At 32.6% G+C, this 16,249-nt stretch carries 15 protein-coding genes; 5 read left to right on the forward strand and 10 right to left on the reverse strand.

The window, feature by feature from the left end:
• Positions 1-75 precede the first annotated feature (75 nt).
• A complete protein-coding gene (locus AC4FRF_RS15470) occupies positions 76-2,625 on the reverse strand; it encodes an ATP-dependent Clp protease ATP-binding subunit (RefSeq protein ID WP_491160824.1) in 2,550 nt (849 codons plus the stop codon).
• A 256-nt stretch (positions 2,626-2,881) separates the two neighbouring features.
• Here AC4FRF_RS15470 and gyrA point away from each other — a divergent pair, with 256 nt between their 5' ends.
• The 5 genes from gyrA (at position 2,882) to AC4FRF_RS15495 (ending at position 8,949) form a co-directional block, all read left to right on the forward strand.
• Positions 2,882-5,524 (forward strand): DNA gyrase subunit A, encoded by a 2,643-nt coding sequence (gyrA, locus tag AC4FRF_RS15475; protein ID WP_491160825.1) that lies wholly within the window; start codon positions 2,882-2,884, stop codon positions 5,522-5,524.
• Between the two features lie 41 nt (positions 5,525-5,565).
• A complete protein-coding gene (locus AC4FRF_RS15480) occupies positions 5,566-6,840 on the forward strand; it encodes a tetratricopeptide repeat protein (RefSeq protein WP_491160827.1) in 1,275 nt (424 codons plus the stop codon).
• Positions 6,841-7,000: 160 nt separating this feature from the next.
• Positions 7,001-7,582, forward strand: coding sequence for a 5'-methylthioadenosine/S-adenosylhomocysteine nucleosidase family protein (locus tag AC4FRF_RS15485; RefSeq protein ID WP_491160829.1), 582 nt, complete (start codon positions 7,001-7,003; stop codon positions 7,580-7,582).
• A gap of 47 nt (positions 7,583-7,629) precedes the next feature.
• Positions 7,630-7,986 carry a hypothetical protein gene (locus tag AC4FRF_RS15490; RefSeq protein WP_491160831.1) on the forward strand — a complete coding sequence of 119 codons (357 nt, stop codon included), beginning with the start codon at positions 7,630-7,632 and terminating at the stop codon, positions 7,984-7,986.
• Positions 7,987-8,151: 165 nt separating this feature from the next.
• Positions 8,152-8,949, forward strand: a complete 798-nt coding sequence (locus AC4FRF_RS15495; protein WP_491160833.1) for a hypothetical protein — start codon at positions 8,152-8,154, stop codon at positions 8,947-8,949.
• 69 nt (positions 8,950-9,018) lie between these two features.
• On the opposite strand, the gene AC4FRF_RS15500 is transcribed toward AC4FRF_RS15495, so the two are convergent.
• From AC4FRF_RS15500 to AC4FRF_RS15540, 9 genes are all read right to left on the reverse strand, one after another.
• On the reverse strand, positions 9,019-9,543 hold the full coding sequence (locus tag AC4FRF_RS15500) for a hypothetical protein (RefSeq protein ID WP_491160835.1): 525 nt from the start codon (positions 9,541-9,543) through the stop codon (positions 9,019-9,021).
• A gap of 12 nt (positions 9,544-9,555) precedes the next feature.
• Entirely contained in the window at positions 9,556-10,032 is a 477-nt protein-coding gene (locus AC4FRF_RS15505; protein ID WP_491160837.1) for a hypothetical protein, read from the reverse strand.
• Position 10,033: 1 nt separating this feature from the next.
• On the reverse strand, positions 10,034-10,630 hold the full coding sequence (locus AC4FRF_RS15510) for a peptidoglycan DD-metalloendopeptidase family protein (RefSeq protein WP_491160839.1): 597 nt from the start codon (positions 10,628-10,630) through the stop codon (positions 10,034-10,036).
• A gap of 205 nt (positions 10,631-10,835) precedes the next feature.
• A complete protein-coding gene (locus AC4FRF_RS15515) occupies positions 10,836-11,573 on the reverse strand; it encodes an acyl-[acyl-carrier-protein] thioesterase (protein ID WP_491160841.1) in 738 nt (245 codons plus the stop codon).
• A 34-nt stretch (positions 11,574-11,607) separates the two neighbouring features.
• A complete protein-coding gene (gene miaA, locus AC4FRF_RS15520; RefSeq protein ID WP_491160843.1) occupies positions 11,608-12,531 on the reverse strand; it encodes a tRNA (adenosine(37)-N6)-dimethylallyltransferase MiaA in 924 nt (307 codons plus the stop codon).
• Positions 12,532-12,631: 100 nt separating this feature from the next.
• Positions 12,632-13,993 (reverse strand): exonuclease domain-containing protein, encoded by a 1,362-nt coding sequence (locus AC4FRF_RS15525; protein ID WP_491160845.1) that lies wholly within the window; start codon positions 13,991-13,993, stop codon positions 12,632-12,634.
• 76 nt (positions 13,994-14,069) lie between these two features.
• Positions 14,070-14,732 carry a YggS family pyridoxal phosphate-dependent enzyme gene (locus AC4FRF_RS15530; RefSeq protein ID WP_491160847.1) on the reverse strand — a complete coding sequence of 221 codons (663 nt, stop codon included), beginning with the start codon at positions 14,730-14,732 and terminating at the stop codon, positions 14,070-14,072.
• A gap of 27 nt (positions 14,733-14,759) precedes the next feature.
• Entirely contained in the window at positions 14,760-15,647 is an 888-nt protein-coding gene (locus tag AC4FRF_RS15535; RefSeq protein ID WP_491160849.1) for a 3-hydroxyacyl-CoA dehydrogenase family protein, read from the reverse strand.
• A 3-nt stretch (positions 15,648-15,650) separates the two neighbouring features.
• On the reverse strand, positions 15,651-16,247 hold the full coding sequence (locus tag AC4FRF_RS15540) for a hypothetical protein (RefSeq protein WP_491160850.1): 597 nt from the start codon (positions 16,245-16,247) through the stop codon (positions 15,651-15,653).
• Between the last annotated feature and the right edge of the window lie 2 nt (positions 16,248-16,249).

Raw genomic sequence — 16,249 nt, forward strand, 5'->3', positions numbered from 1 at the left:
GGAAATTATGTTAAAAGAATAAACCCGTTAGGTTATTAAAACGTAACGGGTTTAGTTATGAAAAGGTTGGCAATTTTATAAATTAGTTGCTTCTCCAGTTTTGTGAATTTTCACAGTTAATTCTTGAGTGCCATCTTCAATATCCATAAAGATTTCGTCACCAGCTGTAATTTTTGAAGTGATGATTTCTTCTGCAAGGGTATCTTCAACATACTTTTGAATTGCTCTTTTAAGAGGTCTTGCTCCAAACTGCTTGTCGAAACCTTTTTCAGCAATAAAAGCTTTTGCTTTATCTGAAAGTTTTAAATTATAACCTAAATCAGAGATTCTTGCATATAATTTTTTCAATTCGATTTCAATAATTAAATCAATATCTTTTTTCTCTAAAGCGTTGAAAACAATAACATCATCAATACGGTTTAAGAATTCCGGTGCAAATGTTTTCTTTAAAGCGTTTTCAATGATGCTTTTTGAATTGTCATCTGCTTGAGCCACTTTAGCAGCGGTTCCAAAACCAACTCCCTGACCAAAATCTTTCAATTGTCTGGCTCCTACATTAGAAGTCATGATGATAATGGTGTTTTTGAAATCGATTTTTCTACCTAAACTATCGGTTAAGAATCCATCGTCTAACACTTGTAGCAACATGTTGAAAACATCTGGATGTGCTTTTTCGATTTCATCCAAAAGCACAACTGCGTATGGTTTTCTGCGAACTTTTTCGGTCAATTGTCCTCCTTCTTCGTAACCTACGTATCCTGGAGGTGCTCCAATTAAGCGAGAAATAGCAAATTTTTCCATGTATTCACTCATGTCAATACGTACTAAAGCATCTTCAGAATCGAATAATTCTTTGGCTAAAACTTTAGCTAATTGTGTTTTTCCAACTCCTGTTTGTCCTAAGAAAATAAAAGAACCAATAGGACGATTTGGATCTTTCAATCCAGCACGGTTTCTTTGGATAGAACGGGCAATTTTTACCACGGCTTCATTTTGACCAATTACTTTACTTTCTATAAGTTCTGGTAACTTCGCTAATTTGTTGCTTTCTGTTTGCGCAATACGATTTACTGGGATTCCAGTCATCATAGAAACTACATCGGCAACATTGTCTTCCGTTACTTGGATTCGGTTACTTTTAGCATCTTCTTCCCATTGTTCTTGCGCAACAGCTAAGTCTTTTTCAAGACGTTTTTCATCATCTCTAAGTTTAGCGGCTTCCTCGTATTTTTGTTTTTTAACAACAGCGTTTTTTAATTCTCTGATGTCTTCTAATTGACGCTCTAGGTCTAATATTTTCTTAGGAACTTCAATGTTGGTAATGTGCACACGAGAACCAGCTTCGTCCATAGCATCAATAGCTTTGTCTGGTAAAAAACGCTCCGACATATATCGGTTGGTTAATTTTACACAGGCTTCAATAGCTTCTTGTGTATAAGTGACATTGTGGTGGTCTTCGTATTTGTTTTTTACATTGTTCAAAATAGTGATTGTTTCTTCTACAGAAGTAGGTTCAACAATGATTTTTTGAAAACGTCTTTCTAAGGCACCGTCTTTTTCAATATATTGTCTGTACTCATCAAGAGTTGTGGCACCAATACATTGGATTTCACCTCTAGCCAAGGCTGGTTTGAACATATTAGAAGCATCTAAAGAACCTGTAGCTCCGCCTGCACCAACAATGGTGTGGATTTCATCAATGAAAAGAATGATGTCGTCATTTTTTTCTAACTCGTTCATAACGGCTTTCATGCGTTCTTCAAATTGTCCTCTGTATTTTGTTCCGGCAACTAAACTTGCTAAATCCAAAGTCACAACACGTTTGTTGAAAAGAATGCGAGACACTTTCTTTTGGATAATACGCAAAGCTAAACCTTCGGCAATGGCTGATTTTCCAACTCCTGGTTCTCCAATTAATAATGGGTTGTTCTTTTTACGACGGCTTAAGATTTGGCAAACACGTTCAATTTCTTTTTCGCGTCCTACAACAGGGTCTAGTTTTCCTTCTTCGGCCATTTCGGTTAAATCTCTACCAAAATTGTCTAAAACCGGAGTTTTAGATTTTTTATTGGACTTATTGGCTGGATTATTGAAATTGCCTTCTTTTAAACTGTCATCTTGTCCTAAATCGTCGTTGTAAGAGTCTGTAGCTCTCGGTAAGTTTTCTAAGAATTCTTCTTCGTTTGGTGTCATATTTAGATATTGTTCTTTAGCTACATCATAATCTATTTTTAGTTTATTCAATAGCTTGGTTGTAGGATCATTTTCGTTTCTTAAAATACATAGCAATAGGTGAGCTGTACTAACAGATGGACTCTGAAAGACTTTAGCTTCTAGAAAAGTAGTTTTCAAAGCACGCTCCGCCTGACGTGTCAAATGCAGGTTTTTCTTTTCTAAATTACTATCTATTCCTGGGATTGCAGGGCTTAGGATTTCTACCTTTCTACGCAAATGATCTAAGTCAATGGATAAATTGTTTAATATCTGTATTGCTTTACCATTACCATCTCTAAGGATACCAAGCATCAAGTGTTCTGTCCCAATGAAGTCATGACCTAGTCGTAAAGCTTCTTCTTTACTGTAGGTAATAACATCTTTTACTCTTGGTGAAAAATTGTCATCCATAATATTTATTTCTAGTATCTGTAAATTTAGTGAATTACTATTTGAAAAACAAAAACCGTACCTAAGTACTTATGTCAGCTAATTGACGAAAAAAAAGAGAAAAAAGCTTGGTTTTGTCTTTATTTTATTAAACAAAAGCCAATGTTAATTTGTTAATAAATCTTTGAAATTAGTATGCTGAAAAGCTTTCAAAAATTTCAAAAATCCGTATATTGGCACGTTTTGAAACGAATATAATTATTTAATATAACAACTTATGTCTGAAGGAGAAAAGTTAATTCCTATTAACATAGAAGATGAAATGAAATCAGCTTACATTGACTATTCAATGTCGGTAATTGTATCCAGAGCGCTTCCAGATGTTAGAGATGGCTTGAAACCAGTACATCGAAGAGTACTTTATGGAATGTATGATTTGGGAGTAACTTCAAGATCTGCTCATAAAAAATCCGCAAGAATTGTCGGGGAAGTTTTAGGAAAGTATCACCCACACGGAGATACTTCAGTTTACGATGCTATGGTGCGTATGGCACAAGAGTGGAGTATGCGTTATTTATTAGTTGATGGTCAAGGTAACTTTGGTTCTGTAGATGGCGATAGCCCGGCAGCTATGCGTTATACCGAGGCTAGAATGCGCAAAATTTCAGAAGAAATTATGGCGGACATCGAAAAAGAAACAGTTGATTTTCAATTGAACTTTGACGATACTTTGTATGAACCAAAAGTGATGCCAACGCGTGTCCCTACCTTATTAGTAAATGGAGCTACAGGTATTGCAGTAGGTATGGCTACCAATATGCCACCACATAACCTTACAGAAGTAATTAACGGAACATTAGCTTATATTGATAACAATGAAATTGAAATCGATGAGTTAATGACACATATTAAAGCACCTGATTTCCCAACAGGAGGTGTGATTTATGGATACGAAGGTGTTCGTGAAGCTTTTAAAACAGGTAGAGGTCGTGTAGTAATGCGTGCTAAAGTCACTTTTGAAGAAGTAGAAGGAAGAGAATGTATTGTTGTTACCGAAATCCCTTATCAAGTTAACAAAGCAGATATGATTAAACGTACTGCTGATTTAGTTAATGAGAAAAAGATTGAAGGAATTGTTAATATTCGTGATGAATCGGATAGAAACGGTATGCGTATCGTTTATATTTTAAAACGTGATGCAACGCCTAACGTAGTTTTGAATACATTATATAAGTTTACACAATTACAATCTTCTTTCAGTGTAAATAATATTGCATTGGTAAATGGACGTCCACAGATGTTGAATCTAAAAGATTTGATTCATTATTTTGTAGAACACCGTCATGATGTAGTGATTCGTAGAACTCGATTTGAGTTGCGTAAAGCAGAAGAAAGAGCGCATATTTTAGAAGGTTTAATCATAGCTTCAGATAATATTGACGAAGTAATTGCATTAATCAGAGGTTCTAAAAACACCGAAGAAGCTCGTGAAAAATTAATTGAAAGATTCAAACTTTCTGATATTCAGGCAAGAGCTATTGTTGAAATGCGTTTGCGTCAATTAACAGGTCTGGAGCAAGACAAGTTAAGAGCTGAGTATGAGGAATTGATGAAATTAATTGATCATTTGAAAGCTTTATTAGAGGATGTAAACTTAAGAACGAATTTAATTAAAGAAGAATTAGAAGAAATTCGTGATAAATATGGAGATGCTCGTCGTTCTCAAATTGAATATTCTGGAGGAGATGTTAGTATTGAAGATTTAATTGCAGATGAAAATGTGGTAATTACTATTTCGCATGCTGGTTATATCAAACGTACCAATTTGACAGAATATAAAACTCAGAATAGAGGTGGAGTTGGACAAAAAAGTGCTGGAACGAGAGATCAGGATTTCTTAGAGCACATGTTTGTGGCAACAAACCATCAATATATGATGTTCTTTACCCAAAAAGGAAAATGTTTCTGGATGCGTGTTTATGAAATACCTGAAGGAAGTAAAACAGCTAAGGGTAGAGCTATCCAGAACTTGATTAATATAGAAAGTGACGATAAAGTAAAAGCATTTATTTGTACGCAGGATTTAAAAGATCAAGACTATATTAAGACACACAACTTAGTAATGGTAACTAAGCAAGGACAGGTTAAGAAAACTTCTTTAGAGAAATATTCTAAACCTAGAGTTAACGGAGTTGCTGCAATTACGATTAAAGAAGGTGATGAATTATTAGGTGCTGAATTAACAAATGGTGAAAGCCAAATTATCTTAGCAGTTAAATCTGGTAAATTAGTTCGTTTTGAAGAAACTAAAACACGTCCAATGGGAAGAACAGCTTCTGGAGTTCGTGGAATTACATTAAAAGATGAGACTGATGAAGTAATTGGTATGGTTACTGTTGATAAGGAAAATATTACTGAGTCTCAAATCTTAGTAGTTACTGAAAATGGATACGGAAAACGTACTAAATTAGTAGATGAAGATGGGGAAGATGTGTACCGAATTACAAATCGTGGAGGAAAAGGTGTAAAAACTTTGAATATTACTGAAAAAACAGGTAAATTAATATCGATTAGTGCTGTTACGGATGCCGATGATTTAATGATTATTAATAAATCAGGATTGACTATCAGAATGGCTATCGAAGATTTACGTGTGATGGGAAGAGCTACTCAAGGGGTTAAATTAATTAATCTTAAAGGAAATGATTCCATTGCCGCTGTTGCTAAAGTGATGAAAGACGATGAAGAGGAAGTGGTAGTTGACGAAGAAGGAAACGTTATTCAGGCCGAAACAATTGAAAGAGTAAAACCTGTTCTGGAGGTTCTTGAAGACGATGGTGTAGTGGAAGAAGACGAAGAAGATGAAGACGAAATCGTAGAAGACGAGGCTGATGATTCTGAAGACGACGACGAGGCTTAAACAAAAATCAAATAAATTATAAATATTAAAAAATGAATAGTATGAATGGTAAATTTGTAATGCTATCATCAGTTTTATTACTTTCAGTAGCAACTTTTGCTCAGAAAAAAGAATTAAGAGCTGCTGATAAAGCTGCAAAAAGCGGCGATATGAAGGAAGTGTTGTCTATTTTGAAAGCAGCTGAACCAGTTATGGCAAATGCTTCTGACGAAGAAAAAGCACAAGCCTATTTTTTAGAAGCAAATGCATATATGGATTTTGTAGATAAAAAAGTTGATACAGATGCTAATATGGCTTTGGCTGCAGATACTTATAAAAAATTAATTGATGCTGAGAAAGCTTCTGGTAAAGCTAAGTACACAGCACAAGCGGCAGCTTCTATAATTAAGATTAAAGGTTTGTTTATCAACAGCGCAATTGCTGAGACTAAAGCTAATAATAACCTTGAAGGAGCTAAAAAATTATACGAGGCTTATTTATTGGATAAAAAAGATACTATCAATTTGTATTATGCTGCATCAACTTATGTAAGTGCTAAAGATTATGATAAAGCTATGGAGCTTTATAATGATTTAAAGAAAATGAATTATTCAGGTAAAGGAAAAGAATTTTTAGCTACTAGTAAAGTTAATGGAGAAGAAGTTGGTTTTGCTTCTGCTGCCGAAAGAGATAAAGCGGTAAAAATAGGAACTCACGAAAAACCAAGAACAGAGGAAATTCCATCTAAGAGAGGTGAAATTTACAAAAACATGGCTTTAATTTTAGTTGATAAAGGGCAAATAGCTGAAGCAAAACAAGCTGTTGCTGATGCTGTAAAAGCAAACCCTGATGATACATCGTTATTGTTAACGGAAGCAAACCTGTACTTACAAACGAAAGATTTTGATAAATACAAACAAATTATTACTGAAGTATTAGCTAAGAATCCTAATGATGCAGGACTAGTTTATAATTTAGGAGTTATTTCGGCAAATGCTAATAATAATGAAGATGCTGAGAAATATTATAAAAGAGCCATTGAAATAAAGCCAGATTACACAAATGCTTACATTAACTTAGCGGTTTTGAAATTGCAAAATGAAAAACCTCTTATTGAAGAAATGAATAAATTAGGTACTTCTGATAAAGATAACAAACGTTATGAAGTATTAAAAAAGAAAAGAGAAGACTTGTTTAAAAGTACTTTGCCTTACCTAAAAAAAGCATACGAGTTAGACCCAGAGAATGAAGATATTGCTAAAACACTTTCAGGTGTTTATGGTGCATTAGAAATGACTGCTGAAAAAAATGCTTTAAAAGCAAAAATGAAAAAATAAGTTATTCTAACTTTAAATCCAGAAAAGCCATCTTTGAATACAAAGATGGCTTTTTTTTTGTAGAAACAAAAAGGAGCAAAATTATTATAATTTGTAATTTTACGCCCTTAGGTTTTTAATCCATTAAAAACGATTGTATATAAAATAAGTACGCAGCAAAATGATAAAAATTAATAATTCTCAAGCATTTGCAATTGAAAATGTCCTTTTTGTATTTGCTTTAGAAATGGAAGCAGCTCAAGTTTTTGACAAGCACAACACATTGTTTGTAGGAGTTGGTAAAGTAAATGCTACTTACCAATTGACAAAAGCAATACATCACAAAAAGCCCGATTTGATTGTAAATTTAGGTTCGGCAGGAAGTAGTATATTTAAAAAAGGAGAAATTGTTTGTTGTACTCAATTTGTACAACGTGATATGGATGTTAGTGGTTTGGGATACGAGCGTTATGTGACTCCCTATACTAATGTTCCCTCAGTATTAGAATATGGTTTGCATATGGATTTGCTTCCGCATGGTGTTTGTGGAACTGGAGATAATTTTGAGATGGGGCATACAGAAACTAAATACGATGTAGTGGATATGGAAGCCTATGCTTTGGCAACAATTGCTATGAAAGAAAAAGTCCCGTTTTTATGTCTTAAATACATTTCAGATGGTGCCGATGATAATGCAGCTGAAGATTGGCCAATATTAGTTCATAAAGCAGCCTTAGCATTTGGAGAAATATTTCAAATTTAAGATTTAGAATTTGGATTTCTTACTCATTTCTTTTTACTTTAATGAAAATGGATACAGCGGTTTATAGAAAAATAGAAGCAATCATTGGAGTTTCATTTGTTGGAGATGAAATAGCAAACTCTGCTGTTTGTTTTGCTTGTAGTGAAGAGCTTAGAGCTGATTTTAGAATTCATTTTTCTGTGATGGATGTAGTTAATTATTTTTATGGAATTATTTATGAAAGCTACCAAGCTGATGAAATAAAAGCAAAGACCATTTTTGAGTTAAAAATCCCATTTCCTAAAAATGATTTGTCTTTTTGGAAGTATTCTTTTATAGGGCAAAATATTCGTTTAGAAAACACGTTGAAAGAATTAGATTACTTAGAAGTTTGTGAATTAAATTGGTGTGATACAATTGATTAAATGGGTAATTTTATCTCTATTTTAAACTATTTAGTATTAAAATAGAGGTAAAATGTTTACAGTTGTTAAGATTAAATTTTCTTTTTATTGTAAAGATTAGTTAAACTTTTTTGTCAAAATTAAATATGCAATAATTTTATGATAAGAATTTAAAAACGACTAATCATGAAATCGAAAAAGGTATTAAAAATCGCTGCAAGTTTGTTTCTTTTAGGGGCTTTCTGTTTTGTTTCTCTAAAAAGTTTTGCTCATTCACACACGAAATTGAGTATCCCAAAAGAAGATAATGTCAAAATAACAATTGACAAGAAAACCACAGAAGAAAGTTTTTTAGAAATACAAAAAATGCTGAAAGAGCATGGGATAGCTGTTCATTTTACACAAGTAAAAAGAAATAAATTAGGAGAACTTACAGGGTTAAAAATAGATTTGGAAGACGGAAAAAACGCTTCGGCTGAAAGTGAAATATCAAGTAATTTGCCCATTTCTCAAATCACATTTGGAAGAAAAGATGGTTTGCTTTTTATTTCTGAAGGAAAAGATGAATTTAATTTAATGGGCTTGTTCAACCAATCTAGCGGGATGAATTTTGGATTTGCAAATGATTCCATCATGAGGCAAAATTTTAATTTTTTCGGAAACCCAAACGCTGCTTTAAATGGAAAATCGGATTCTTTATTTTTTAATTCAAAAGGAATGAATTTTGATGAAATTAAAAAACAAATGGAACAATTTTTTAAGCAAAATGAAGCCGGAATTCCAAGTGGTTCTTATCAGTTTTATGATGACCCAAATACCAATAAATTGATTATTATTGATGGTAAAGAATCTGATTTTAAAACCTTGGATAATTTAGCTAAAGAAAATAAAATAGACGATGTTGCCAGTTTAAAATCTAAAACAGCCATGAGTATTTATGGTCAAAAAGCAAAGGATGGAGCTTTGATTGTAACCACTAAGTAATAGATTTTGTTATATAAAAAACCGTTGTTTTCTAATAGGACAACGGTTTTGTTTTTTATAAAATTGGTATCAATACAGTTTATTGATGGCATTGGCTGTTTCAAATATTTTTTTCTTATCATCATAATTCAGGCTGTAATAAGAGGTTTTGTTTAGAGCTGTAAAATTCCCCGTTTGACTACTAAAATCATTGGAGTTTCCTTTGATATTAAAGCGTAAAGACTCAATATTTAGTTGTCTAAGTTTATTCATTTCAGTAGTAGTAAATAGAAAATAAGAATTCAATTTACTATCACTATTTTCAAATAAACCTTTGTCTGTGCAGGCTATATAAGAGTTGTCACTTAGATAGAGATACACAGTTCCTGAAATAATAAACTTAGGATTAGTTGTCTCTACTGAAAGTTTCAAAATACCACCGGTTTCCGTTTTGGCTACTTGCACTTGAACTTCTCCGCTAAGTAAGTAGTTATTACTTAGAAAGTTCCAATTAGAGGTAGCTTTGTACGATTTATTGCCTTTAACAGTCATTGTTTCTTGACTTGAAGCAGCTACAGATATAAACAGCAAAAAGGTTAGTATTTTTAATTTCATTGAAGGAATGTTTTATTTATTATAGCTAAAATGATCTACCCAGTCTGATGTTTTTATGGCTGAGACCAGATTGTCTGCATTCATGAAAACACGCATTTCTTTGTTGGCTACTTTTTTGGTATAAAGCGCTCTAAAACGATATACTGTAGTTTGGTCGTTGGTGTTTTGATATACTTCAGCTAATTGTAGATCTTTGAAAGTGCCGTACCACATTCGGTATTTGGTACAGGTTTTAGTAAGTTTTTCTATGGTAATATTGTGAATAACAGATGCAGTCGCTTCACTGCTGTTAAAGGGTTTAAATTTAGAAGTGTTACAGGTCATTAAAACGCGTTTTCCTAATTCATATGCCTTGTTTTTTTGACTTGTATTGATTTGACTTGAAGTTAATTGTACAATTTCATCTGCTTTAGGTTCTTTTTGATGTGCTTTTTTTGATTTACATCCTACTACTGCAATTAGGCTTAAGATTACGATCAGTTTTTTCATTTTAGTTTTTAATTTTTAATAATAGATTCGGATCGGGGCAATTTTCTTTATAAAAATCTAAATCAGAAAGACTACAAACACCAGGGTAATCCCCAAAATAATTACCTATGTTTTTTATAATTTGAAAGTGTAAATGTGGAGCATAATCCCCGTTTTCAGATGGATTTCCTAATGTTGCCAGCAGTTGTCCTTTCTTGAAAGGCATTCCAATTTTTAGATTTTCTAGATTCTTTAACGACAAATGTCCGTATAAAGTATAAAAAGTTTGATTTTCTAAGTGGTGTTTTAAAATGATAGTTGGACCATAATCGCCAACTGTGTCATTATTTTTATAACTGTGAAGCCATCCATCTAGCGGGCAAATTACCGCTGTTCCAGCAAGAGTCCATAAATCAATTCCAATATGAATGTTGCGTTCCTCAGCTATTTCATTCTTAAAATTAGAACTTCTTTGGTATAAATTGCGTTTTTCAAGGTAACCTCCAAAAGCAATTTTGGAATCAAAAAACTGTTGTTGTTTTTCAATATAAGCTTCTACAGATGGTACTTCAGTTAGATTTATAGTGTTTAAATCTTTATTCGCTACTGATAAGTCCAAAGGAAAATAATCCTTTTGCGTATGTGCATTGGCTAATAAATGAATAGGATTACTATTTTTGAAAAGATTTTCGATAGTTATTTTTTTTGAACTTTAAAAATAAGACAAAAAAAGCCAAGCTGAAAAATTTAGCTAGGTTTTATAACTTTTAATTAGGAAAATTTAGGATGTTTTTTGGAATTGTATTTTGTGTATTCTTATTTTTCTACAAATTCAATTGTAGGGCATAACAATTTTTATCTTCTTTGGTAATACTAAAAACAATAACATCATCAGCAACATTTTCATGAATCATCACTTGGTCACGAAGCGAAAGTTCTTTCATAAAATTCATTTCAAAGCTTTTAATTTTTTGTTTTAAGATGATATTTTCATCTACTAAATCCATACACCATTCCAAGTATTTTACATTGTTAACGTGATTTACAATATCTAAATCGGATAGAATAACGGTTTTAGCAAAAACTTCTTCTTTTTCTGGATTAATATCAATCTTTGAAAACCCTTCTTTTGTAGCTTTTAAATCAGGAAATAATTCAAAATGTTCGTGCGGTAATGTTAGAAGTTCAGGACGACGTTTTGTAGTATTAAAAACGGCCCAAAAAGTCTCGCAGCCCACAATCTTTTTACCATTTACATACATTTCTAATGCACGCACAGAACGTGAGTTTTCTAAACTATTAATCCATGTTTTTACAGTAACAGTATCTTTCCATTTTGGCAAAGCACTGATTTCTACTCGCATTCGACTCAATACCCAAGCTTGGTCAAATTCCTGCATGTCTGTAAAACTAATTCCTCCAATTTCAGCATGTTCAGCAGCGGTAAGCTGTAAAAGATTGCATAATTCGGTATATTTTAAACTTCCCGAAGGTAAACATTGGGTAAAATTAATTTCGTAGTCTTTGCTTAATATAGATGTAAAGTTTGGTGCTACCGGCATGGAGTTTTAAAATTTCAGATTAACAATTTTTATTTTAGGATTTTGTTTGAACTTCAATATAATCAATTATTTTATGAATTGGAGTTTCAAAATGAAACCATTTGGTGTTTTCGTCTCTTTTGAACCAAGTCAATTGTCGTTTTGCAAAACGTCTCGTGTTTTTTTTGATTTCTTCGATGGCAAATTCTAAACTAAACTCTTTGTCAAAATAACTAAATAATTCGCGGTATCCAACGGTTTGTAGTGCGTTTAACTCTTTGTTAGGATATAGTTCTTTGGCTTCTTTTAGTAAACCTTCATGCATCATAATATCTACCCGTTGATTGATACGGTTGTACATCACATTCCTTTCGGCTTCCAGACCAATAAGAATAGGAGTGAAGCTTCTTTGGTTTTTCTTTTGGTTTAAAAAAGAAGAATAAGGTTTTGATGTACCAATACAAACTTCTACAAATCGCATCATGCGCTGTGGATTGAGTAAAGTTTGCGGGTTTTCAGAATTTATTTTTTCAAAATAATCGACATCTAGATTTTTAAGTTGCTCTTGTAAATAACCGATACCTAGTTTTTCATAATTAGCATTCACTTCTTGACGAACTGTAGGATCAATTTCAGGAAAATCATCAAAACCTTGTAAAATAGCATTCACATACAAGCCTGAACCACCTACAAGAACGACATAATCGTTGGTTTTGAATAATTTTTCAATGGTATCAATGGCTTCTTTTTCGAAATCGCCAACAGTGTAATTTTGAAAAATAGATTTGTTTTGAATAAAATGATGCGGAGCTGCAGCCAGTTCGGAAGCATTTGGAACAGCGGTTCCAATAGTCATTTCTTTAAAAAACTGACGGCTATCGCAGGAAACAATTTCGCAATTATAATGATTGGCTAATTGAATACTTAAAGCTGTTTTTCCTATGGCTGTTGGCCCTATTATGGTAATTAAGTACTTCATTTATTCGTTTTCTAAGGTAGGTTTGTATTGGGCGTAAAAAAAATAGCTTTTACAGACTACGGAATCTTTTGTATGCTAATAACGATGCAGTCTTCTGTTTTTATAGGTGAATAACCTTTAAAGCTTTGTTTTTTCTGATGTATGTTTGAATAATGCGTTGTATGTCTCTGTTGCTTTCCATCGGAATTAAGATGTTTTTCAGAATAGAAGCATTGTTAATTTGGTAATTCAAATCATAAAAGGCATAGCCTTTAAATACTCCGTTTTCAACTAAAATAGCACTTCGTTCATTTACATTTCTACCTCTGTCAATAATAATCATATTTTTATTATCAAAGCTATTTTTGTCTATGAATCGCTGGATACGTTCGTTGTATTCCGTAGATGGAATTTTACCCACGCAGGCACCATCACATTCGTTGATAGTATGCTGAAAACAATTGGTTTTGGTTTCGTATAAACCAGTTAATTTTTGACACAATTGATAATCAGCTGTAATGCGAAATAGGGCATTTTTTCCATCGGCTGCATTGACATAGGAAAGTATTTCTTTTTTTCTTCCATCCGTTTTTTGAAGTTTTAAACGCAAATAACCTTCACTGTCTTTTTCAGAATAAATAGCCCAAGAAAAATGATTCTTTCGCGACATTCTGTTATAAATAGGTTTGTTTGTTTTAATTTCTTGTGCTTCTTTTATCAGTGCAATAAGTTCGTTTCCGGTTTCTTCATAAGTTACAGTAAAAACTTCGGCTTGTATTTTTTTAGCACTTTTGGTAATTCCTGTAAAATGCTGATTGACTCTTTTTTTGATGTTTCGGCTTTTACCAATAAATATAATTTTACCCTCTTCGTTGTGGATGTAATATACTCCTGTTTTTGAGGGTAATCCATTAATAATATCTAAGAGTTTAGGTGCAATTCCTTTTTTTATTTCCGACTTGATTAAACTAGTAATAATTTCTTTTTCTACGTCTTTGTCCAAGAGCATTTTAAAGAGTTTTACAGTAGCCATTGCATCACCACTGGCACGATGTCTGTCGGCCATGGGGATTCCTAAGGCACGAACTAATTTTCCTAAACTATGGGAAGTTTGCTCTGGTAATAATTTTTTGGATAATTCAACCGTACAAAGGGTTTTTGCATTGAAGTCATAACCCAAACGACGAAATTCAGTTCTTAGAATACGATAGTCAAAATCGGCATTGTGAGCCACTAAAACACAATCGGTAGTGATTTCAACGATGCGTTTAGCAACTTCATGAAATTTTGGAGCCGAACGAAGCATAGCATTGTTAATTCCTGTCAATTTTACCACAAAAGGCTGAATAGGGATTTCAGGATTAACTAAACTGATAAATTGATCCACAATTTGGTGGCCGTCAAACTTATATATAGCAATTTCGGTAATTCCCTCTTCATTGAATTGCCCTCCGGTAGTTTCTATGTCTAATATTGCGTACAAAATAGTGTTCAGTGTTCAGTTTTTAGTGTTCAGTTATTAAATCTGAAATAAAAAATCGTTTATTGTCAATTTAAAATCAATATCTGCTTCCAAAGATACTGCTTCCTACTCGAATCATGGTGCTTCCGCATGCAATAGCCAGTTGATAATCGCCGGACATTCCCATGGAAAGTGTAGTAAATTTTAATGTTGGGACTGACTGCATTTGAATGGTATCAAATATAGCTTTCAAATGAGTGAATTCTTGTTTTATTTTCTCTTGATTATCTGTAAATGTTGCCATTCCCATCAATCCTAAAATACGAATATTTTTCATTCCCTGAAATTCAGTTGAGTTTAAAAGAATTTCAAGTTCTTGTTCATCAAATCCGAATTTGGTTTCTTCTTCAGCGATGTGCATTTGTAATAAACAATCAATTACCCGATCATTTTTTTGAGCTTGTTTGTTGATTTCTTGCAATAATTTCAAGCTGTCTACACCATGAATTAAGGTAACAAATGGTGCCATAAATTTCACCTTATTGGTTTGAACATGACCTATCATATGCCATTGAATGTCTTTAGGCATGCATTCCCATTTTTCAACCATTTCCTGGATTTTGTTTTCACCAAAAATTCTTTGGCCAGCATCGTAAGCTTCCATTAAATCCGATATAGGTTTGGTTTTAGAAACCGCAACTAGTGTTACGTTTTCGGGTAATGAGGATTTTATATTTTGTAAATTTTTCGCAATTGACATCTTAAACTTTTTGTTTAAATTTTTATATTAAAGAAACTGTTTAGCAACTTTTTCGGCTTTTTTATTTTCTGAATAATCATAAAAACCTTCTCCTGATTTTACTCCAAGTTTTTTGTCATTCACCATATTGACTAATAGCGGGCTAGGAGCGTATTTTAGATTTTTAAAACCGTCGAACAGAACATTCATTATCGAAAGACAAACATCTAGACCAATGAAATCGGCCAATTGTAAAGGTCCCATTGGGTGTCCCATACCTAATTTCATCACAGTGTCAATTTCGATCACACCTGCTACATTGGTATGTAAAGTTTCAATGGCTTCATTAATCATCGGCATTAAAATCCTGTTAGCAACAAATCCTGGAGCATCATTCACTTCCACGGGATTTTTGCCTAGTTTTTTGGCTAAAGTCATAATGATTTTTGTTACTTCATCACTGCTTAGACTTCCTCGAATTACTTCTACCAAAGGCATAATTGGAACAGGATTCATAAAATGCATCCCAATTACCCGTTCTGGATGTGTTACCACGGTTGCAATTTGAGTAATCGAAATAGAAGAAGTATTGGTTGCTAAAATGGTGTTATGTGAGCATAATTCATTTAGTTTTTTAAATATTTTCAATTTTAAATCCAAATTTTCTGTAGCTGCTTCTACTACTAAATCTGCACCAACCACACCGTCTTCGATATCAGTATAGCAAATAATATTAGTAATGGTTTTCATTTTATCTTCGATAGTAATGCTTTCTTTAGCAAGCATTCTATCTAAGTTGGTAAAAATAGAAGTCATTCCTTTTTCCAAAGCAGCTTCGGAAACATCAACCAGTTTTACTGTAAAACCATTTTGTGCAAAAGTATGCGCAATTCCATTGCCCATAGTTCCTGCACCTATTACTGCTACTATTTTCATTTGTTAAATGCTAGGGTTAAAGTTGAAATATTTATCTAAATCTTCTTTAATTTCATCAAATTCGTATTGTGTAATGTATTTATTTGTATAGAGCCAAACGTACCTTTCATATTGAACATTGTATGGTAATACAGGATCAACTTTAAAATATTTTCTTTTAAAAAAATTAATTTGTTTTTTGAAAATCAAGTCGATAAATTCATCAACTTCTTTTTTGTTTTTATCTGTATATATAAAATAAAATAGTTTTGATGAACTAATATGTTTTTCTTTATGTTTTTTTGCGTATTGAACACCAGGGATTATGAATGGAAGAAATATTAGGTATGAAATAATTTCCATAGCTAAAGGAGGTGCATTTTGAATTTTTGCAATGAGACAGATTATTAAAAAAACATTAAAAAGGATTGAAGTGAAAAGTCCCATAGAAACTCTATCTAAATTACCTTCTTCAATGTGCCAATTTTTCTTTATATCATCTAATGGAATGTTGTAATTTAATTTATGCTTAGCTGTATGCATGTCTACAACAATTTCATCTTCTAAAATTTCAAATGATTGTTTTTGATTTCTAAATTTAATATCTAATTTGTTTTTCATTT

The organism is Flavobacterium sp. ST-158 (genome assembly GCF_058309975.1).

Coding starts and splice junctions, on each gene's coding strand:
- AC4FRF_RS15480 (WP_491160827.1), top strand. CDS start 5,566: ATGAATGGTAAATTTGTAATGCTATCATCAGTTTTATTACTTTCAGTA.
- AC4FRF_RS15490 (WP_491160831.1), top strand. CDS start 7,630: ATGGATACAGCGGTTTATAGAAAAATAGAAGCAATCATTGGAGTTTCA.
- AC4FRF_RS15470 (WP_491160824.1), bottom strand. CDS start 2,625: ATGGATGACAATTTTTCACCAAGAGTAAAAGATGTTATTACCTACAGT.
- miaA (WP_491160843.1), bottom strand. CDS start 12,531: ATGAAGTACTTAATTACCATAATAGGGCCAACAGCCATAGGAAAAACA.
- AC4FRF_RS15485 (WP_491160829.1), top strand. CDS start 7,001: ATGATAAAAATTAATAATTCTCAAGCATTTGCAATTGAAAATGTCCTT.
- AC4FRF_RS15505 (WP_491160837.1), bottom strand. CDS start 10,032: ATGAAAAAACTGATCGTAATCTTAAGCCTAATTGCAGTAGTAGGATGT.
- AC4FRF_RS15530 (WP_491160847.1), bottom strand. CDS start 14,732: ATGTCAATTGCGAAAAATTTACAAAATATAAAATCCTCATTACCCGAA.
- AC4FRF_RS15500 (WP_491160835.1), bottom strand. CDS start 9,543: ATGAAATTAAAAATACTAACCTTTTTGCTGTTTATATCTGTAGCTGCT.
- gyrA (WP_491160825.1), top strand. CDS start 2,882: ATGTCTGAAGGAGAAAAGTTAATTCCTATTAACATAGAAGATGAAATG.
- AC4FRF_RS15495 (WP_491160833.1), top strand. CDS start 8,152: ATGAAATCGAAAAAGGTATTAAAAATCGCTGCAAGTTTGTTTCTTTTA.
- AC4FRF_RS15515 (WP_491160841.1), bottom strand. CDS start 11,573: ATGCCGGTAGCACCAAACTTTACATCTATATTAAGCAAAGACTACGAA.
- AC4FRF_RS15540 (WP_491160850.1), bottom strand. CDS start 16,247: ATGAAAAACAAATTAGATATTAAATTTAGAAATCAAAAACAATCATTT.
- AC4FRF_RS15535 (WP_491160849.1), bottom strand. CDS start 15,647: ATGAAAATAGTAGCAGTAATAGGTGCAGGAACTATGGGCAATGGAATT.